At 70.5% G+C, this 19,154-nt stretch carries 18 protein-coding genes; 6 read left to right on the plus strand and 12 right to left on the minus strand.

The window, feature by feature from the left end; all coding sequences use genetic code 11:
• The first annotated feature begins 158 nt into the window (after nt 1-158).
• The 3 genes from AB2L57_RS13980 to AB2L57_RS13990 all read left to right on the plus strand — a co-directional run bounded on the left by AB2L57_RS13980 (nt 159) and on the right by AB2L57_RS13990 (nt 2,401).
• Complete coding sequence (locus AB2L57_RS13980) at nt 159-1,283, plus strand: amidohydrolase family protein (protein ID WP_409047376.1); 1,125 nt, start codon at nt 159-161, stop codon at nt 1,281-1,283.
• A 37-nt stretch (nt 1,284-1,320) separates the two neighbouring features.
• On the plus strand, nt 1,321-1,710 hold the full coding sequence (locus AB2L57_RS13985) for a cupin domain-containing protein (RefSeq protein WP_409047377.1): 390 nt from the start codon (nt 1,321-1,323) through the stop codon (nt 1,708-1,710).
• 166 nt (nt 1,711-1,876) lie between these two features.
• Nucleotides 1,877-2,401: a flavin reductase family protein gene (locus tag AB2L57_RS13990; RefSeq protein ID WP_409047378.1), complete on the plus strand. Its 525-nt coding sequence runs from the start codon at nt 1,877-1,879 to the stop codon at nt 2,399-2,401.
• A gap of 55 nt (nt 2,402-2,456) precedes the next feature.
• Here the strand turns inward: AB2L57_RS13990 and AB2L57_RS13995 are convergent, their stop codons facing one another.
• Nucleotides 2,457-3,791, minus strand: coding sequence for an MFS transporter (locus tag AB2L57_RS13995; protein ID WP_409047379.1), 1,335 nt, complete (start codon nt 3,789-3,791; stop codon nt 2,457-2,459).
• Between the two features lie 207 nt (nt 3,792-3,998).
• Between AB2L57_RS13995 and AB2L57_RS14000 the strand changes: the two genes are divergently transcribed.
• Complete coding sequence (locus AB2L57_RS14000) at nt 3,999-5,210, plus strand: integrase (protein WP_409046856.1); 1,212 nt, start codon at nt 3,999-4,001, stop codon at nt 5,208-5,210.
• 256 nt (nt 5,211-5,466) lie between these two features.
• A complete protein-coding gene (locus AB2L57_RS14005) occupies nt 5,467-6,588 on the plus strand; it encodes a class I SAM-dependent methyltransferase (protein WP_409047380.1) in 1,122 nt (373 codons plus the stop codon).
• A gap of 14 nt (nt 6,589-6,602) precedes the next feature.
• Here the strand turns inward: AB2L57_RS14005 and AB2L57_RS14010 are convergent, their stop codons facing one another.
• The 9 genes from AB2L57_RS14010 to AB2L57_RS14050 form a co-directional block, all read right to left on the minus strand.
• Nucleotides 6,603-8,159 (minus strand): alpha/beta hydrolase, encoded by a 1,557-nt coding sequence (locus AB2L57_RS14010; RefSeq protein ID WP_292813021.1) that lies wholly within the window; start codon nt 8,157-8,159, stop codon nt 6,603-6,605.
• Nucleotides 8,160-8,161: 2 nt separating this feature from the next.
• Nucleotides 8,162-9,322 (minus strand): DNA polymerase III subunit delta', encoded by a 1,161-nt coding sequence (locus AB2L57_RS14015; RefSeq protein WP_409047381.1) that lies wholly within the window; start codon nt 9,320-9,322, stop codon nt 8,162-8,164.
• Nucleotides 9,323-9,586: 264 nt separating this feature from the next.
• Nucleotides 9,587-10,228, minus strand: coding sequence for a dTMP kinase (tmk, locus tag AB2L57_RS14020; RefSeq protein WP_409047382.1), 642 nt, complete (start codon nt 10,226-10,228; stop codon nt 9,587-9,589).
• Complete coding sequence (gene topA, locus AB2L57_RS14025; protein WP_292813026.1) at nt 10,225-12,930, minus strand: type I DNA topoisomerase; 2,706 nt, start codon at nt 12,928-12,930, stop codon at nt 10,225-10,227. The genes tmk and topA overlap by 4 nt, the downstream gene beginning before the upstream one ends.
• A 37-nt stretch (nt 12,931-12,967) precedes the next feature.
• Entirely contained in the window at nt 12,968-13,327 is a 360-nt protein-coding gene (locus AB2L57_RS14030) for an Rv3654c family TadE-like protein (protein ID WP_409047383.1), read from the minus strand.
• Complete coding sequence (locus tag AB2L57_RS14035) at nt 13,327-13,713, minus strand: TadE family type IV pilus minor pilin (protein ID WP_363331353.1); 387 nt, start codon at nt 13,711-13,713, stop codon at nt 13,327-13,329. Before AB2L57_RS14035 ends, AB2L57_RS14030 begins: the two co-directional genes overlap by 1 nt.
• Nucleotides 13,710-13,913, minus strand: a complete 204-nt coding sequence (locus tag AB2L57_RS14040) for a DUF4244 domain-containing protein (RefSeq protein WP_292813034.1) — start codon at nt 13,911-13,913, stop codon at nt 13,710-13,712. Before AB2L57_RS14040 ends, AB2L57_RS14035 begins: the two co-directional genes overlap by 4 nt.
• A gap of 70 nt (nt 13,914-13,983) precedes the next feature.
• Nucleotides 13,984-14,961, minus strand: coding sequence for a type II secretion system F family protein (locus AB2L57_RS14045; RefSeq protein ID WP_292813037.1), 978 nt, complete (start codon nt 14,959-14,961; stop codon nt 13,984-13,986).
• Entirely contained in the window at nt 14,949-16,049 is a 1,101-nt protein-coding gene (locus tag AB2L57_RS14050) for a TadA family conjugal transfer-associated ATPase (protein WP_292813040.1), read from the minus strand. The genes AB2L57_RS14045 and AB2L57_RS14050 overlap by 13 nt, the downstream gene beginning before the upstream one ends.
• 407 nt (nt 16,050-16,456) lie before the next feature.
• Here AB2L57_RS14050 and acs point away from each other — a divergent pair, with 407 nt between their 5' ends.
• Entirely contained in the window at nt 16,457-18,427 is a 1,971-nt protein-coding gene (acs, locus tag AB2L57_RS14055) for an acetate--CoA ligase (RefSeq protein WP_292813042.1), read from the plus strand.
• Here the strand turns inward: acs and AB2L57_RS14060 are convergent, their stop codons facing one another.
• Nucleotides 18,428-18,895, minus strand: a complete 468-nt coding sequence (locus AB2L57_RS14060) for a RidA family protein (RefSeq protein WP_409047384.1) — start codon at nt 18,893-18,895, stop codon at nt 18,428-18,430.
• 2 nt (nt 18,896-18,897) lie between these two features.
• Nucleotides 18,898-19,116, minus strand: coding sequence for a hypothetical protein (locus AB2L57_RS14065; RefSeq protein ID WP_292813046.1), 219 nt, complete (start codon nt 19,114-19,116; stop codon nt 18,898-18,900).
• Nucleotides 19,117-19,154 lie beyond the last annotated feature (38 nt).

Here is a 19,154-nt window from a genome sequence, read left to right on the forward strand (position 1 = left end):
TCCGAGGCGGCGATCATGGGTGCTCCGTGCGCATGCCGGGTATTCCGGTCACGCATGGGGGTGCGCCATCAAGTGGCGGCCAGTGCATATATCCTGGCCAGGCGAACGTTCCCGCCTCACCCGAGCACGGCTACGGAGCCGTGAGACAAGGATGTCCCATGACCCGCACCGCAATCACCGGAGTAGGTGTCTTCGATGGCGACAAGATCTCTGAACCGACCACGGTCGTCATCGACGAGGGCGTGATCGTCACGGATGCCGGGGTCGACGGCGCCGAGATCGTCGACGGCGCCGGTGCCACCCTGCTGCCGGGATTCATCGACACGCATGCTCACCCCCGCACCCGGGCGCACCTCGCCGCCGCGGCCCGCGCGGGCATCACGACGATCTTCGACCTCGGCACACCTAGCCTCGAGGGCCTCGCCGAGCTCAAGAGTGCAACCGGAGTTCCCGACGTGAAGAGTGCCGGTCACCCCGCCAGCGGGCCCGGCTCGATGTTCATCGAGAAGGTGGGCATGCCCGCCTCCACCGGAGTGACGGGGCCCGGCGATGCCGCGCGCTTCGTCGCGGACCGCAAGGCCGACGGATCGGACGTCATCAAGATCATCATCGAAGACCCCAAGTTTCCCGGCGCGAAGCCGATCGACACCGCCACGGTCGCGGCGATCGTGACGGCGGCGCACGAGGCGGGCTACCTCACCGTCGCCCATGTGGTCAGCGCCTACACGCTGCGCTCCGCGCTGGACGCCGGTGTCGATGTCGTCACTCATGCGGCGCTCGGCGCCGAGCTCGACGCCGAGACCCGTGCGCTCATCGCGCGCAACGGCACCGTGATCATCCCCACGCTCGGCATGATGCACGGCATCGTCGAGAAGGTCGACGGCAAGCTCATGATGAAGATCGTCGGCGCCCTGGTGCCCGCGGCGCGCATGAAGTACGGCTTCGCCGAGGCGACCGTGCGCACGTTCCGCGACGCCGGCAGCACCGTGCTCGTCGGCACCGACTCGAACGACAACCCCGATGTGCCGCACCAGGTGCCGTTCGGCGAATCGCTCCACGACGAGCTCGAGCGGTTGGTCGCCGCCGGACTGACTCCGACCGAGGCGCTGCAGGGGGCAACCTCGCAGGCGGCGCAGGTGTTCTCACTCGAGGATCGCGGACGCATCGCACCCGGTCTGCGTGCTGATCTGGTGCTCGTCGAGGGCGATCCCACGGCTGATGTCGCGGCATCCCGTCGCGTCAGGGGAGTGTGGATCGGCGGCGAGCGCATCGTCGCGAGCTAGGATCGCACCGGTTCGGCGCTCGACGAGGAGGTCTCCCATGCGCATCATCGACTACGACGACGTTCCCGAGGAATGGGTCAAGCGCACAGACATGGAGGTCGGTCAGTGGTCGCGGCATCTCGTCGGTGCCGCGATCACCGCGACGCCGGCGCTCGCTATCGACTTCGCGCGCTTCCCTCCCGGCTTCGAGCACCATCTGCACCGGCACCCGCATGCCGATCAGTTGATCGTCGCGCTCGACGGCGTCGCGATCATGACCGGTCCCGACGGCGAGGCGCGCGAGCTGCGGCCGGGGCAGGTCGCGCTGCTCCCGCGCAACGAATGGCACGGTGCACGAAACGAGTCCGATACCGACGTCACGTGCCTCGTGCTCTTTCCGGGCGTGGGGTCCGTCGCCGATGCCGGTTACGAGGAGAGCGTTCTCTGAACACGGCGCGGCACCATCGCGAGCACTACGCTGCGGCGTCGAATGGGTGTTGACTCAAGGCAGCCCCTTCGATGGCGCCAGGGAGGCTCTTGTGGAGAACCGCGAACCGGATCGGATACGTCTCACGGATTCCGCGCACTATCGAACGCCTCGCTCCGGGCGGACCGTGATCGAACCGCGCGAGATGCGCGACAGCATGGGCCACTACGCCTCCGGCATCACGATCATCACCGGTTATGACCATCTCGGGCCGATCGGGTTCACGTGCCAATCGTTCTACAGCGTGTCGCTCGAACCGCCGCTGATCTCGTTCAGCGTGATGACGCTCTCGGGCAGCTACCCCCGGATCCGCGCCACCGGCAGGTTCTGCGTCAACGTGCTCGCACAGGATCAGTCCGAACTGTCGAACAGGTTCGCCCGGCGGGGCAGCGATAAGTGGGCGGGTGTGGAGTGGGGGCCCACCGCCGCCGGAAACCCCGTGCTCGACCACACACTGCTCTGGGTGGACTGCGAGACCGTCGCGGAGTACGAGGCGGGCGACCACTACATCGTCGTCGGCGCTGTAAGGGAACTCAGCCCGCTGGGTTGGCACAGCGGCGACCCGCTCGTGTTCTTCAAGGGCAACTACCGGCATCTGCGGTCGCACGAACGGCCGGTGCGAGCCTGGATCGTCGACGAAGAAGGCTACTGATCCGACAACGGACGTGACGGGGTGACGGATGCCGCGGCATCCGTCACCCCGTCGCTCACCGCTCGTCCACCGCCGTCGCGACGTTCTCTTGCGCCACCGGGTCGGCGCCGGCCGCGGCGACGGGAGAGGCCTCGGCCTCCTTCGGCAGCCGGATGAGGGCGATGGCGCCCGCACCCAGGAGGAGCGGGACGGCGAAGAACAGGTACAGCCCCGACGCAGTCCACCCGCCGTCCAGAAGGACGCCCGTCATGATCGGACCGAGGATGGCTCCCACGCGGCCGATCGCAACGACCCACCCCACTGCGGTCGTGCGCACCGCGGCGGGGTAAGAGGCGGGTGCGAGCGCGTACAGGCCCGACGCAATTGCGTTGAGCAGTGCTCCGACGATCGTGGCCACCACGAGCGCGCCGGCGGACCCCCCGAGCGTCACGCTCATGGCGACCAGGGAGAGAGCCGCACAGGCGACGGTAACGGCGGCGAGCCAGCGGAGCCGGAACTTCAGCGCGAGCAGGCCGAACAGCAGCGTGCCCGCCGCGCCGCCGAGGTTCAGCAGCGTCCCGCCCGTGATTCCCTGCTGCGCGGACTGGCTGGTCTGCTCGAGGAGCCGCGGGGTCCAGCTCGTGGCGAAGTAGAACCCTGCCGAGAAGACGAAGAAGACGTATCCGAGGAGAGCGGAGCGGATCCCGTTGCGCCCCGTGAAGATCGCTCCCTTGACCGTGTCGTCCTTACGGTGCTCCACCGCGGGCAGCTCGGCGATCGGCGCGATACGCATCCATTGCAGAGTCTTGTTGACGCGGGCGAGCGCGTTCTTCGGGCGTCGCACGAGCAGGTAATCGATCGACTCGGGCATCGCAAAGAGCACGACGAGGAAGATGACGAACGTGATGCCGGCGCCGACGGTGAAGCTCGCGCGCCAGCCGTAGGCGGCGAGGGCGCCGGCGATGAGCCCGCCGATCACGCCGCCCAGCGGGAGCCCGCTCGTGTAGATCGCGATCATCGTGGTGCGACGTCGTTGCGGCGAGAACTCCGCGACGATCACGGGCAGGCTCGCCGCGAGCCCGCCGATGCCGAGACCGGTGAGCACACGCCAGATGCCGAGTTGCACGAAGCTCGTGGAGAACGACGCGAGCAGCATCGCGATCGCCACGAGAAGGAGGCACCCCAGGGTCTGCATACGGCGCCCGATTCGGTCGGCGAGCGGTGCGAGGAACGCCGCTCCGAATGCCATACCGAACAGGGCGGCGCTCAGCAAAATCCCGACCTCGGAGCCGGTGAGCGACCACTCCTGAGCGACGCCGGACGCGCTGAACGCCATGATGAGGAGGTCGAAGCCCTCGGCCAGGATGATGGCGAGGCAGATGACGACGACCATGACTTGATAGGCGCTCATAGGCGCGCGGTCGATTGATTCCCGTACGGATGTCACGGATTTCCTCCTGGGGGGTTGCGCGTGTCGCCTCTGCATCGAAGCGACAGTCGTCCGCATCGTTGCGGATCAAGCATTCATCATAATCATCATGCGACGAGACTCAGCTAAAAGGTCCGGGAAGGGCTGCGCGTGCCTCACGTAGGAATGTCCGCGTAGTTCCCTGGGGTGATGAGCAGGGAGTTGTCGATGGCGGCGCGCCGTGAGATCACGAAGAAGTTCGCCCGCGAGTATGCGAAAGCAGGCAAGGAAGAGAAGGGCCGGCTGCTGGACGAGCTTGTGCACGCGACAGGCTGGACGCGTGATCACGCGCGCCGCGCGATCCGTGCCGCGAACGCACGCAAAGGTGCCGCGCGCGATCAGCAGCGTAAGCCGCGTGAGCGGAAGTACTCCTACGATGCGCTCGTGGTGCTGCAAGAAGTCTGGCGGCTGTCCGGGCAGCCGTCGGGAAAGTACTTCGCGGCGATCATGGACGACACCCTCGAACGCCTCGTCCGCTTCCGTGAGCTCGGCAAGGTCGAGCAGCGGGTCACACCGGAGGTGCTGGACGAGTTGCGATCGATGAGCGCCGCGACGATCGACCGGTACCTGAAACCGCACAAGGACGCCGCCTACCCGGTCGCGGTCTCGGGCACGAAGCCGTCCCACATCCTGCGCTCTTCGATCCCGACGCGCACCAGCATGGACGCCCCGCTGACCGTCCCGGGGTTCCTGGAGCTGGACACCGTCGCGCACTGCGGCCACTCCCTCAAAGGCGAGTTCCTGCGCACCCTGACCGGCACCGACCCGGTCGCGGGGTGGACGATGCTGCGCACGATCCGCAACAACGCCTACGTGCACGTGCACGGCGCCCTGGAATGGATGGTGAAGAACGCGCCCGTCCCGGTCGCCGGGCTCGACTTCGACAACGGATCCGAGTTCATGAACTGGGGCGTGATCGCCTGGGCGGACAAGAAGGAGATCCCCGTCACCCGGGGGCGTCCCTACAAGCACAACGACAACGCGCACGTCGAGCAACGCAACGGCGACTGGGTCCGCAAACACGCGTTCCGCTACCGCTACGAGACCGAGGCGGAGATGACCCTGCTCAACGAGCTCTGGGATTTCGTGATGGCCCGCAAGAACCATCTGCTGCCCTGCGTGAAAGCGATCGACTGGACCCACACCGCAGCCGGCCGGAAGAAGCGCGTCTACGACAAGCCACGTACCCCCTACCAGCGGTTGCTCGACGCCGGTGTGCTCGACGAGAAGACCCGCGCCCGACTGGAGCGCGAGCATGCGAAGCTGAACCCGGCACGGATCACCCGACGGATCAACCAGATCCAGCAACAACTCATCGAACTCGCCGCCGCCCGCACCCAGGGCACCCGCCCCGCCGCCTGAGCTACGCGGACATTTCACGTGAGGCAAGCATCACTCACTCCCGGACATCTTGACGTGAGGCAAGACGACGGGCGAAGCATCCGGGCTGCGCCCCTCGACGGCCGACCCCATGGCGGTGGGACGCGCGGCCCTGCATGATCTGATGCAGGGCCCTCTCCCGAGAGATGCACCATCGAACCGATGCGCTCCCGCATCCGCACTACCTACGCTCTGCGAAGAGGTCGACCCTCTTCCTCACGATGCGAAGGAGCAGACGATGCCGCACAACGAAGAAACCCTCGCCGAGCACTCGCGGGACTCCGCCGCCAAGACCGACGAACGCACCGCGGACGAGGTCGCCGAGCAGGTGCTGGCCGCCGGCCTCGGCTGGGTGCAGACCATGGCCATCTACCTCGGCGACCGGCTGGGCTGGTATCGCAGCCTCGCCGCCGAGGGACCCGCCTCCCCCGCCGAGCTCGCGCACCGCACGGGCACGGCCGAGCGATACGCGCGCGAGTGGCTCGAGCAGCAGGCGACGAGCGGGATGCTGCAGGCCGAGCTCAACGATCCGCCCGAGCCGCACCGATACGCACTCTCGCCGGCCGCGGCCGAGGCGCTGACCGACGAGCGCAGCACCGCCTACCTGGCACCGCTCGCGCGCATGTGCGCGTCCGCGGCGGTTCAGCTGCCCGCTCTCGTCGACGCCTACCGGACGGGCGACGGCGTGTCGTGGGAACAGCTCGGAGCGGACGCCCGCGAGTCGCAGGCCGACATGAACCGCCCCTGGTTCGACCTGCTGCCCGAGGTCTTCTCGGCGCAGCCCTCCCTCCATGAGGTGCTCGCCCGGCCCGGCGCGCGTGTCGCGGACGTCGGGTGCGGGGGCGGGTGGGCATCGATCGCGCTCGCCGACGCCTACCCCGACCTTCGGGTCGAGGGTTTCGACGTCGACGAAGAATCGATCGCACTCGCGACCGACAACGCGCGCGACGCCGGGCTCGAGGATCGCGTGAGTTTCGACCGGGTGGACGGCGCCACGCTCGCCGCACACGGCCCGTTCGATGCGGCGTTCGCCTTCGAATGCATCCACGACATGCCCCAGCCCGTCGAGGTGCTCGCCGCGATGCGCGAGGCCGTGCCCGCTGGCCCCGTCGTGATCATGGACGAGGCCGTCGCCGAACGGTTCGACCCGCCCGGCGACGCGCTCGAGCAGATGATGTACGGCTTCAGCCTGTTCATCTGCCTGCCCGACGGCCTCTCGCACGCCCCGAGCGTCGGTACCGGCACCGTCATGCGCCCCGGCATCCTCGCCGACTACGCCCGCGCGGCGGGATTCGCGGACGCGCAGATCATGCCCACCGGCGAGTTCGGCTTCTGGCGCTTCTACGAACTCACCCGCTGACGGTCAGCACTCGGTCACCCGCAGAGATCGTCGGCGGGCACGATGCCCTCGATCAGGTAGGCCTCCACGGCGTCGTCGACGCACGCGTTGCCCTTGTTGTACCCCGTGTGCCCCTCCCCGACATTCGTCAGCAGCACGCCCGAGGCGAGCTGATCGGCGAGCGCCACCGACCACTCGTAGGGCGTCGCGGGATCCCCGGTGGTGCCGACGACGAGGATCGGGGCCGCACCCTCCGCGGCGATGGGTTCCCGCACGCCCGTGGGCTCATGCGGCCATACGTCGCACGGATCGGGACCCGACCAGTAAGGAGCGATCGTGGGAGCCTCGGCGGCGATCCGCTCGTCCGCGGCGGTCTGCTCGGCAGCATCCACCACGGGGTAGTCCATGCAGTTGTAGGCGCGGAAGGCCTCGGTCGAATTGTCGAGGTAGACCCCGCCCTCCCGGCCGTTGTAGAAGTCCGCGAGCAGGAACGCGACCTCGGGATCGCCCTGCAGCGCGTTGGCCAGCGCCGCCGTGAGGATCGACCAGTTCTCCTGCGAGTACAGCGCCGCGATGATCGCCGTCATCAGGCTGTCGGCCCCCAGCATCCGTCCGTCTGGTGCCGGCAACGGTGAGCGATCGACCGACGCGAGGAGTGCGCCGAGATCGGCCATCGCCTGATCGACCGTGCCACGGAACGGGCATTCCTGGGTGGAGAGGCAGTTCTGCATATAGGCACGAAGGGCCTGCTCGAAACCGACGGCCTGCGTCGTTCCGACCTCGAGTCCCGAGACCGCGGGGTCGATCGCGCCGTCGAGCACGAGGCGCCCCACGCGTTCGGGGTAGAGCTTGGCGTACGTCGCCCCGAGGAACGTGCCGTAGGAGTAGCCGAGGTAGTGCAGCTGGTCATCGCCCAGCACCGAGCGCAGCAGATCCATGTCGCGCGCGGAATTCTCCGTCGTGATGTGCTCGAGCACGCCCGCGCTGTTCGCCTCGCAGGCCTCGGCGAAGGCGCGGTTGCGCTCGGTGAGCTCGGTCTCCCACTCGGCGCTGCCGCGCGGCGCGGCCGGGATCTCGTACAGGTACGCGTCCATCGCGGCCGCGTCCAGGCACGTCACCGCGGTCGACTCCCCCACGCCCCGCGGGTCGAAGCCGATGACGTCGTACGACTCCTGCAGCGCCTCCCCGACGGCGAAGTCGAGCGAATCGCGGATGAGGCCTACCCCGCTCGCGCCCGGTCCGCCCGGGTTGGTCAGCAGCGACCCGATCGGCTCGGTTCCCGTCGCAGGCGCGCGGATCACCGATAGCTCGACGACGCCGAGCGACGCGTCGTCCCAGTCCAGCGGCGCGAGCACCGTGGCGCAGTCGAACCCGCCGCACTGGTACCACGCGGGCTCCTGCGCGTAGAAGCCCTCGAGATCCGCGGGCACGTCGGCGGGATCGACGGGAGCGGGTGCGCCCGTCGTGACATCGTCGGGGATGGCCTGGTAGAGGCATCCACTCAGCACGAGCGCGGCCCCCACCAGGGCGGCGAACGCCCCGAGGGCGCGCCGCGCGCGAGCGGGTCGGGTGCCGGTGAATCGTCGGGCCATCGTCACGGGGTCCTTCCACTGATGACCGTCACGAGCATGCTCTCGAGCGCGAGCACGGGTGCGGCATTCTGTTCGAGATTGCGTCGGGTGTTCTGCAGCTGATCGAGCACCGCGAGCGTGCGCTGCGGCGGCCACGCCTGTGCCAGAGCGCGCAGATCGGTGTCGAGCTCGCTGTTGACCAGGTCGTCGCCGCGGCCGAACTGCAGCATCACGACATCACGGAACATCGACTGCAGGTCTGTCAGCACCCGGTCGATGCCGTCACGCAGGCTGCGTGTCGCACGGCGCTTCTGATCCTCTTCGAGGGCGTTGAGCTGGGCGCGCACGGCGGGCGGCGGCGCCTGCCCCTCGGCAACCCCGATCGTGCGCAACAGCGACGTGCGCTCGTCGGCGTCGCGCTCGGCGGTGAGCGCCTTCGCATCGTCGGTGGCCAGCTCGACGATGCGGCCCGCGACCTCGACGGCGTCGCCGACGCTGCGCACCCGCAGCACAGCCCGCAGGGTCTCGTCGCGCCGCGCGCGCGCCGCCGGGTCGGTGGCAAGGCGCTGTGCCATGCCGATGTGCCGTTGCGCGTGGCGCGCCGCCTGTGCGGCGATGTCCGACGTCGCGCCCGTGCGCTCGGCGATGAGGCGCGCGACGTCGTCGACATCCGGCTCGCGCAGCCGCAGCGAACGCACCCGAGAGCGGATCGTGGGCAGCAGGTCGGCCTCGCTCGGCGCGCAGAGCACCCACACGGTGCGCTCGGGCGGCTCCTCGAGCGACTTGAGAAGTACGTTCGAGGTGCGCTCGGTCATGCGGTCGGCGTCCTCGACGACGATCACGCGGTACCGCCCGAGCGAGGGGGCGAAGGCCGAGCGCTCGACCAGCCGGCGTGCTTCGTCGATCGTGATGATGACGCGCTCGGTACGCAGGGCGGTGAGATCGGGATGCGTGCCGGCGATCACCTGCCGCATCGTCGCGAGATCGTCCGGGCCCTCGGCGATCAGGGCGGCAGCGAACGCGTAGGCGAGCGTCGAGCGACCCGACCCGGGCGGGCCCGTGATCAGCCACGCGTGCGTCATGTTCGCGGGGTCGGATGCCGCGTGCTGCAGCGTGCGGACCGCAGCGTCCTGCCCCCAGACGGCGCCCCAAGGCAGGGCGGGCGCGGCGGTTGCGGGAGGCATCGCCTCAGCCTAACCGGCGCCTGTGACACGGCCGCACGCAGGCCCCGAGAGCGCCGGGCAGGCGCCGCAAACGGTCAACATTCCGGATCGATGGGGTCTGCAACGCCTTGGCGGCCGTGCCGTGGGCCGCGGAGCGCCGTTCTTCCGGAATGTTGACCTCGCGGCGCCTGTGACACGGCCGCGCGCACGGGCGACCCCACCACGCATGTCCCAGAATCCGTCGCCCGCATCCGCCCCAGCCAACAGAATTCGGGACACGGATGCTCAGGCCAGGAGCGGCTGCACTCGCGCGCACACCGCGGCGGCCAGATCGGCGGCGGGGGCCGTCGCGTCGAGCACCAGGAACCGGTCGGGTTCGGCGGCGGCGAGCTGCAGGAACGCTGCACGCACCCGGGCGTGGAAGTCCTCGCGTTCGGCCTCGAGCCGGTCGAACGGCTTGTCGTCGGCATCCAGCCGTGCCCGCGCCGCGGAGGGATCGAGGTCGAGCAGCACCGTCAGGTGCGGCAGCGCCCCCTCGGTCGCCCACAGCGACAGGTCGCGGATCTCGCCCGCATCGAGCACACGCCCCGCGCCTTGATAGGCGACCGAGGAGTCGAGGTATCGATCCTGCACGACGACGGCGCCGCGCTCGAGAGCCGGGCGGACCAGCGTCGCGACGTGCTGGGCACGGTCGGCCGCGTAGAGCAGCGCCTCGGCACGGGGCGCCACCTCACCGCGGTGGTGCAGAACGATGTCGCGCACGAGCGTCCCCACCTCTGTGCCGCCGGGCTCGCGGGTGCGGACGACCTCGCGACCCCGCTCGCGCAGCCACGTCTCGAGCAGGCCCGCCTGGGTCGTCTTGCCCGCGCCGTCGCCCCCCTCGAGAGTGATCCACACGCCGCGCGAGGGCGCAGCATCCCCCGTCACTTCTTGGCCGGCGCCTTGCGCGTGGTCGTGCGCTTGGCGGTGCGCTTGGGCGCCGGACCCTTCGCGCGCTTGTCGGCGAGCAGCTGGACGGCGCGTTCGAAGTCGACGTCGTCGACGGTCTCGCCGCGCGGGATGGTCGCGTTGGTCTCGCCGTCGGTCACGTAGGCCCCGAAACGGCCGTCGCGGATGCGGATCGGCTTGCCGCTGACCGGGTCCGCCTCGAACTCCTTGAGCGCGCTCGATGCGCGGCGCGCGCCGTACTTGGGCAGGGCGTAGACCGCGAGCGCGGCCTCGAGGTCGATGTCGAAGATCTGCTGCTCGCTCTCGAGCGAGCGCGAGTCGGTGCCCTTCTTCAGATAGGGGCCGTACCGCCCGTTCTGCGCCGTGATCGGCTCGCCCGACTCGGGGTCGGTGCCGACCGTGCGCGGAAGCGACAGCAGCTGCAGCGCGACATCGAGGTCGATGGTGTCGACCGACATGCTCTTGAACAGCGACGCCGTCCGCGGCTTGGGCGCCGCCTCCTTCTTGGCTCCGCGCTTCTTGGGCGCTTCGATCACCTCGCCGGTGGCCTCGTCGACCGCCTGCGGCTCCTCGGGTTCGAGCTCCTGCACGTAGGGTCCGAACCGGCCGTCCTTGACGACGATCAGCTTGCCGTTCTCGGGGTTCTCACCGAGCACGCGGTCGCCGGCCACGGGAGCGTCGATCAGCTCCTGCGCCTTGGCGGGCGTGAGCTCGTCGGGCGCGAGGTCTTCGGGGATGTTGACGCGCCGCGGTTCGGCCTCGGGATTCTCGGCGTCGGCGACCTCGAGGTAGGGGCCGTACTTGCCGATGCGCAGGGTCACTCCGGCCGAGACGGGCCGGGAGTTCAGCTCGCGGGCATCGATCTCGCCGAGGTTGTCGACGATGTTTCGCAGGCCGACGTGCCCCTCGGAGCCGAAGTAGAACTCCCGGAGCCAGTCCACGCGCTTCTGGTCGCCTCGGGCGATCGCGTCGAGGTCGTCCTCGAGCGCGGCGGTGAAGTCGTAGTCGACGAGGTCGGGGAAGTTCTCCTCGAGCAGCCGGACGACACTGAAGGCGATCCAGCTCGGCACGAGAGCCTGGCCGCGCTTGGTCACGTAGCCGCGGTCGAGGATCGTGTCGATGATGCTCGCGAACGTCGAGGGCCGCCCGATCCCCTTCTCCTCGAGGGCCTTGACGAGCGAGGCCTCGGTGTAGCGGGGCTTCGGGGTCGTCTGGTGGCCCTTCGGCTCGACGTCGGCGATGGCGAGCGATTCGCCCACCGCGACGGCGGGCAGCGACTGCTCGTCGGCCTTGTCGGCATCGCCGCGCTTCTCGTCGCGGCCTTCCTCGTACGCCTCGAGGAAGCCCTTGAACGTGTAGACGGTGCCGGATGCGGTGAACTCGGCGCGTCGTCCGGCGGCGTCGACCTCGAGGGTCACGGTCGTCGTCTCGTACTTCGCGTCGGCCATCTGGCTCGCGACCGTACGTTTCCAGATCAGGTCGTAGAGGCGCAGCTCGTCGCGGTCGAGGCCGCTCGCCACCGACGAGGGGGTGCGGAAGTGCTCCCCCGAGGGACGGATCGCCTCGTGGGCCTCCTGGGCGTTCTTGCTCTTGCTCTTGTAGACGCGGGGCTGCAGGGGAACCGCCTTCGCACCGTACAGCTCGACCGCCTGCTCGCGCGCGGCCTGGATGGCCTGCGTCGACAGCGACTGCGAGTCGGTGCGCATATAGGTGATGTAGCCCTTCTCGTAGAGACGCTGGGCGACGCTCATGGCGTGCTTGGCGCTCATCGAGAGTTTGCGGCCGGCCTCCTGCTGCATCGTCGAGGTCGTGAAGGGCGCGTACGGGCTGCGCGTGCCGGGCTTCGCCTCGACCTTGGTGACGGATGCTGTCGCCACTGCCGCGACCGCGTCGGCGAGGTCGCGGGCCGCTTGCTCGTCGAGCACGACGACGGCCTTCTTCAGCTGGCCCTGCTCGTCGAAGTCCGCTCCGCGGGCGATTGCGGCGCCATCCAGCCGCACGAGCTTGACACGGAAGGACGCGGCGTCCTTGGCCGCGTCGGCCTCGATGTCCCAGTACCCCGCCGAGACGAAGGCGATGCGTTCGCGTTCGCGGTCGACGACGAGCCGGGTCGCGGCGGACTGCACGCGCCCGGCCGACAGTGCGGCGCCGTCGCGGCCGGTGCCGATCTTGCGCCAGAGCACAGGCGAGACATCCCAGCCGTAGAGGCGGTCGAGGATGCGGCGGGTCTCCTGAGCGTCGACGAGGTCGTGGTCGAGATCGCGGGTCTTCTCGACGGCGGCTCGGATGGCGTCCTTCGTGATCTCGTGGAACACCATGCGCTTGACGGGCACCTTGGGCTTGAGCGTCTCGAGCAGGTGCCAGGCGATCGCTTCGCCCTCGCGGTCTTCATCGGTGGCGAGCAGGAGTTCGTCGGCCTGCTTGAGCGCACGCTTGAGTTCGGCGACGGTCTTCTTGCCGCGCTCCGACTCGACGTAGAAGGGGGCGAAGCCGTTTTCGATGTCGATCGAATACTTGCCCACCGACGTCTTCTTCAGGTCGGCGGGGATGTCCTTCTTATCGGCGAGGTCGCGGATGTGCCCCACGGAGGAGAGCACCTCGTAGTCGTCGCCGAGGTAGGACTGGATCGACTTCATCTTCGTCGGGGACTCGACGATGACGAGCTTCTTGCTGGTGGCCAAGGGTGTGCCTTTCGTCGATGCACACCATACACACCGCTCACTGTGTGTCGGCTCCCGCGCGTCCCGGGACGTCTTGCGAGGCCTGCGGCGGACCCGCACGCGCACGGGCCGTGGCGGGCAGGCCCAGGAGGCCGCCCGTCACCGTCACCGTGACCTCCGCTCCGCTGATCGTGCACGCCGCCACCTCGAGTCCGAACGTCGCGGCCACCTCCGCCGCTCTCGCACACGGCTGCCCGGTCGCCGCCCCCGAAAGGGCGTCCGCCGCGGCGACGGCGGCATTGTCGGCGGCGCCGGCCGCCCGCTGCGAGACGACGGAGGCCTGGCCCACCACGGCGAGCCCGACGGCGAGGGTGGATGCTGTCAGCACGGCGCCGACGGCGAGCACAGCCCCCGCCATCAGAGCCCGCCGTCGAGGGCACAGGCCGAGCCGGTGGCGCGGAGACCCCCGGCCGGGATGCCGACCAGCCGGACGGGCTCGGAGACGCTCACGCACACGAGGTCGTCGCGCCGCGACACCTGCACGGCCGCAGCGCTGCCTCCCCCGCCGCGCGCGGCACGCTCCACCGCGCCGGACGACTCGCCGCGCGCCGCGAGGCGAGCGGCGTCGGCCGCGGCATCCTGCAGGCGGACGCTCTGCGCGCCCGCCGCGAGCGCCGAGATGCCGAGCGCGAGCACCAGGAGGACGGCGGGCAGGGTCACCGCGAACTCGGCGGCGACCGCGCCGGAATCATCCGGCGGCGGCGCGCCTTCCGCTCGGCGCCGCCGCCGCGTCCGCGCGCTCACCCGACCGTGAGCGCGCGCCGCACAAGATCGGTGAGGATCCCGCGCACTTCGTCGCTGCGCATGATGACCACGAGCAGGCCTGCGAAGGCGACAGCGGCCATGGTCGCGATGGCGTACTCGGCGGTCGCGGCGCCGCTGTCATCGCCGAGCAGCCGACGACGCGCGGCGCGCACGGCGCGGGGGGTGAAGGGATCGGTCATTGTCGTACCTCTTTCTTTGTGCATGGCTCGTGGGTGGCTGATCGGACGGAAGGGTCAGGCGAGGGAGAAGTCAGACGAGGGGAAGGGCCGTGGAGCCGAGCACCGACAGCACGAGCGGCACGACGGCGAGGAGGAGGAACGAGGGCAGGGTGCAGGCGCCCAGCGGAAGCAGCAGCCGGGTCGACAGACGGGCGGCACGCGCGCGGCCTTCGATGCGCGCACGGTGGCGCTCGCCGGCCGCCTCGGCGCGCAGGAGTTCGACGGCGGGGACGCCGGCGGCGCGCGAGAGATCGAGCGCCGCGGCGACGGCGCCGGGGAGGGCGGGCACGGCGGGTGACGCCGGCGGCGCCCGGCCCGGGCCGAGCGCGCGCTCCACGCACGCGGCGGCACGATCGATCGACACCCCGCCGCTGAGGGCGACGGCGAAGAGCTCGGCATCGATCCCGGGCAACCGCGGCGGCGGTTGGGCCGTGCGCACGAGGCGTGCCGTCCATGCGCGGCCCGCCGCGACCAGCGCGAGCCCCAGGCCGAGACAGACGAGCCCGCGGACATCGGAGAGCAGCATCCGGAGCGGGTCGAGCCCGAGGGCGACACCGAGCGCGAGCCCCGCGACGGGCAGCCAGAGCATGAGCCGAGCGGTGCCGGCGGGCTCGGCGAGCGCGACACCGATGTCGTCGCGCGCCTCGGCGGCATCGGCGAGCGCCGTCGAGAAGGCGCGCAGGGCGTCGGCGAGCGCCGCTCCCACCTCCGTAGCGATCGCCCAGGCGGCGGCGAGATCCCGCCAGGGTCCGCCGCCGCCGCGCAGCGCATCGACGATCGAGCCGCCCGTCGCCGCGACGCGCGAGATCTCAGCCACCGTGGCCGCGACCGTCCTCCCCGCGGACGGAGCGGCGGCATCCGCTCCCGCCCGAGCGTCGGCCGATGCCAGGTGTCCCCACGCGGCGCGCGGTGCGATCCCGGCCTGAAGCAGCACCGCGAGCCGACGGGCGACCTCGGCGACGGCGGCGGATTCGGCCTCCGGGCGTCGCCGGCGCCTCAGGAGAGCCACGGTGCACACTCCTCGACGCTCAGACGACCGGCGTCCAGTCGCAGTCGACCGGCGCGGGAGAGCATCCGGGCGCCATCGCCGTGCCGCTCGATGTGCAGCACCATCCCGATCGCGCTCGTCGCCTGCCGTGCCAGCGCGATGTCGTCGAGGCCCGCGAGCGAGCCCAGTGCCTCGAGACGCGCCGGCACTTCGTGCAGGCCGCTCGCGTGCACCGTTCCCGCTCCGCCGTCGTGCCCGGTGTTCAGCGCCGCGAGCAGGTCGCGCACCTCCTCGCCGCGGCACTCGCCGAGAACGAGGCGATCCGGCCGCATGCGCAGGGCCTCGCGCACGAGGCGGGCAAGACCCACACCGCCGGCGCCCTCGAGGTTCGGCTGGCGCGCCTCGAGGGCCACGTGATGCGGATGATCGATCTGCAGCTCGGCGACGTCCTCGATCGTGACGATGCGCTCCCGCGCAGGGACCGCCGCGAGCATGGCTGCGAGGAGCGTCGTCTTGCCCGTGCCCGCGGCCCCCGTCACGAGCACGTTGGTGCGCGTGGCGACGAGCGTGCGCACCCACTCCGCCGCCGCGGGGGTGAGCATTCCGTGACCCGTGAGCGCGTCGAGGGTCGGGCGGGCCACACGCGGGATGCGCAGCGACAGCACCGTGCCGCACGTCGATATCGGGGGCAGGACGGCGTGCACCCGGATGCCGGAGGCCAGTCGCACATCCACCGCCGGGCTGGCTTCGTCCAGATGCCGGCCGCCGAGACCGATGAGGTCGACAGCGAGCGCCCGCACGTCCTCTTCATCCGCGCTCCACAGCGCCTCGCGCTCGGCCCCGGAGCCGCGATCGCACCAGAGCCCCTCGGCGCCGTTGATGAAGAGGTCGGTCACGGCGGGGTCGTCGAGGAACACCGCGAGTGGCTCGAGCGCCGACTCCCGCGCTCGCGAGCGCTCGGGAGCGGGCCCACTCCACTCCGGCGCGGTCGGGGTGATCGACAGCGGCGCGACCGACGCGGTCGGCGGCGGCACTGACGCAGACAACGACACGGCCGCCGGGAACAGCGGCGCGAGCGGCGCGGCCGGGGGCTCGGGGACGAAGGGCATGCCCGCGAGGCTAGGACCGCGCACGCGCCCCGGCCTCGCCGTGCGGGCCGGGCGGGGGACGCGGATGGCCGGCGCTGCGCTGGGGAGGGATCAGCACCGCCACAAGAAGAGGGCGGCATCCCATGGGGGGAATGGGATGCCGCCTCGCGACACCCGGTCAGGGGGGTGGCCGGGATGTCGCTCTGCCAGAATCGAATGTTCGGCCGCGAAGAAGCATACGCACTTGAATGGACCCGGCCAAACATATCGGCACCGCTCCCATGCGGTATATCGGGCGGGGCGCATGAGCACCCCCGACTTTCGGCGGTAGCCGCCCCTTTCGCGCGCGGGTAGATTCGCCGCAGGCCGGGACCGGGCGTCGATCGCTCGGCATCCCCGACGCAGGACGCACAAAGGAGCGCGCACCGATGACCACCCAGATCGACCACCTGCTGAACGAGTCGCGGCACTTCGCCCCGCCCGCGGAGTTCGCCGCGGACGCCGTCGCCACTCGCGAGCTCTACACGCGGGCGGAGGCCGATCGCGAGGCGTTCTGGGCCGAGCAGTCCCGCGAGCTTCTGCACTGGCAGACCCCGTTCACCCGCGTGCTCGACTGGTCCAACCCACCCTTCGCGACGTGGTTCGAGGACGGCGAGCTCAACGTCGCGGAGAACTGTCTCGACCGGCACGTCGAGGCGGGGCACGGCGATCGTGTGGCGCTGCTGTGGGAGGGCGAGCCCGGCGACTCCCGCGCGGTCACCTACGCCGAGCTCACCGACGAGGTCAAGCGCCTCGCGAACGTGCTCGAGGGCCTGGGCATCGGCGCCGGGGATCGTGTGGCCATCTACCTGCCGATGATCCCCGAGGCGATCGCCGCGATGCTCGCCGTCGCCCGCATCGGCGCGATCCACTCCGTCGTGTTCGGCGGCTTCTCGGCCGACAGCCTGCGCTCGCGCATCGACGACGCCGGGGCAAAGCTCGTCATCACCGCCGACGGCGGGTACCGCAAGGGCAAGGTGTCGCCGCTCAAACCCGCCGTCGACATGGCCCTCGCCGACCGCGGCGGACAGGGCCCGCAGGCCAGCGTCGAGCACGTGCTCGTCGTGCGCCGCGGGGGCAACGAGGTCGAATGGCAGGAGGGACGCGACCTGTGGTGGCACGATGTCGTGCCGACAGCATCCGCCGATCACGTCGCCCGCGCGTTCCCCGCCGAGAACCCCCTCTTCATCCTCTACACCTCGGGCACGACCGGAAAACCCAAGGGCATCCTGCACACCTCGGGCGGGTACCTCACGCAGGCGGCGTACACCCACCGCAACGTGTTCGACCTTCACCCCGAGACCGACGTCTACTGGTGCACGGCCGACATCGGCTGGATCACCGGCCACTCCTACGTCGCGTACGGTCCGCTGGCCAACGGGTCCACGCAGGTGCTCTACGAGGGCACGCCCGACACTCCGCACCCCGGACGGTGGTGGGAGATCATCGAGAAGTACGAAGTGACGATCTTCTACACCGCCCCGACCGCGATCCGCTCGTTCATGAAGATCGGCCGGCAGGTGCCGGCGGAGTTCGACCTGTCGAGCCTGCGCCTGCTCGGGTCGGTGGGCGAGCCCATCAATCCTGAGGCGTGGATGTGGTATCGCACCGTCATCGGGGCGGGCACCACGCCCATCGTCGACACGTGGTGGCAGACCGAGACGGGCGCGATCATGATCTCTGCGCTGCCGGGGGTCACCGAGACCAAGCCCGGAAGCGCCCAGGTGCCGGTGCCGGGAATCGTGGTGGATGTCGTCGACGAGGCCGGCGCGCACGTCGGCAATGATGCGGGTGGCCTGCTTGTCGTGACCGAGCCCTGGCCGAGCATGCTGCGCGGGATCTGGGGCGATCCCGACCGCTTCGTCGAGACGTACTGGGAGAAGTTCGCCGACAGGGGGTTCTACTTCGCGGGCGACGGCGCGCGTCGCGACGAGGACGGCGACATCTGGCTGCTCGGTCGGGTCGACGATGTCATGAACGTCTCGGGGCATCGCCTCTCGACCGCCGAGATCGAGTCGGCGCTCGTCGCCCACGAGGCCACGGCCGAGGCCGCCGTCGTCGGCGCCTCCGACGAGACGACGGGCCAGGCGGTCGTCGCCTTCGTCATCATCAAGCAGAGCTACCTCGACAGGCACTCCCCCGACGGTCTCGCGCAGGCGCTGCGGTCATGGGTCGGCGAGCAGATCGGCCCGATCGCACGGCCCCGCGACGTCTACATCGTGGGCGAGCTGCCCAAGACGCGGTCCGGCAAGATCATGCGGCGTCTGCTGCGCGACGTCGCCGAGGGCCGCGAGGTGGGCGACACGACGACACTCGCCGACACGGCGGTGATGAGCGTGATCAGCGCGCAGGTGCGGTGATCACTCCCAGGTGAAGACGACCTCGACCTCGACGGGAGAGTCCAGCGGCAGCACGGGCACGCCCACGGCCGAGCGCGCGTGGCGGCCGGCGTCACCGAACACCTCGCCGAGCAGCTCGCTCGCGCCGTTGATCACGGCGGGCTGGCCGGTGAACTCGGGCACCGACGCGACGAAGCCCGTCACCTTGAGCACACCCGTCAGGCGGTCCGCTCCCCCGACGGCCGCGGCCGCCGCCGCGATCGCGTTCAGGGCGCACCGGCGTGCATATCCCGCGGCGTCCGCGGCGGGCACGAGCCCGTCGCCCTCGCCGACCTTGCCGGATGTGGGCAGCCGGCCCTCGACGAAGGGCAATTGCCCGGCGGTGTAGACGAGGTCGCCGTGCACCTTGGCCGGGACGTACGCAGCCACCGGTGGAACGACATCCGGCAGCTCGATGCCCAGTTCGGCGAGTCGTGCGCTGCTACCCACGGTCACTGCCCCTCGAACTGGCGCGCCGCCTCGGCCGCGGCGGCCAGGCCGGCGTTGCCCGACGACTCGCCCCCGGTCGGCCTCTTGAAGTAGGCCACGAGACCACCTTCGGGGCCGGTGACGACCTGCACGAGCTCCCAGCCCTGCTTGCCGAAGTTGTTCAGGATCGCCGCTGTGTTGTGGATCATCAGCGGAGTCGTCAGGTACTCCCAGGTGGTCATCGCTCTCCCGCGTTCGTGGCCGGCAGGGCAGCACCCGG

Origin of the sequence: Microbacterium sp. HA-8, from assembly GCF_046111165.1 — a bacterium.
Classification (GTDB): Bacteria; Actinomycetota; Actinomycetes; order Actinomycetales; family Microbacteriaceae; genus Microbacterium.

Excerpts from the sequence above, each read along its gene's own strand:
- AB2L57_RS14010 (WP_292813021.1), bottom strand. The coding sequence starts at position 8,159 with ATGGCCCGACGATTCACCGGCACCCGACCCGCTCGCGCGCGGCGCGCC.
- AB2L57_RS14050 (WP_292813040.1), bottom strand. The coding sequence starts at position 16,049 with ATGCCCTTCGTCCCCGAGCCCCCGGCCGCGCCGCTCGCGCCGCTGTTC.
- AB2L57_RS14015 (WP_409047381.1), bottom strand. The coding sequence starts at position 9,322 with ATGCCTCCCGCAACCGCCGCGCCCGCCCTGCCTTGGGGCGCCGTCTGG.
- AB2L57_RS13980 (WP_409047376.1), top strand. The coding sequence starts at position 159 with ATGACCCGCACCGCAATCACCGGAGTAGGTGTCTTCGATGGCGACAAG.
- AB2L57_RS13985 (WP_409047377.1), top strand. The coding sequence starts at position 1,321 with ATGCGCATCATCGACTACGACGACGTTCCCGAGGAATGGGTCAAGCGC.
- AB2L57_RS13995 (WP_409047379.1), bottom strand. The coding sequence starts at position 3,791 with ATGAGCGCCTATCAAGTCATGGTCGTCGTCATCTGCCTCGCCATCATC.
- AB2L57_RS14030 (WP_409047383.1), bottom strand. The coding sequence starts at position 13,327 with ATGGCGGGGGCTGTGCTCGCCGTCGGCGCCGTGCTGACAGCATCCACC.
- AB2L57_RS14040 (WP_292813034.1), bottom strand. The coding sequence starts at position 13,913 with ATGACCGATCCCTTCACCCCCCGCGCCGTGCGCGCCGCGCGTCGTCGG.
- AB2L57_RS14065 (WP_292813046.1), bottom strand. The coding sequence starts at position 19,116 with ATGACCACCTGGGAGTACCTGACGACTCCGCTGATGATCCACAACACA.
- acs (WP_292813042.1), top strand. The coding sequence starts at position 16,457 with ATGACCACCCAGATCGACCACCTGCTGAACGAGTCGCGGCACTTCGCC.
- AB2L57_RS14005 (WP_409047380.1), top strand. The coding sequence starts at position 5,467 with ATGCCGCACAACGAAGAAACCCTCGCCGAGCACTCGCGGGACTCCGCC.
- AB2L57_RS14000 (WP_409046856.1), top strand. The coding sequence starts at position 3,999 with ATGAGCAGGGAGTTGTCGATGGCGGCGCGCCGTGAGATCACGAAGAAG.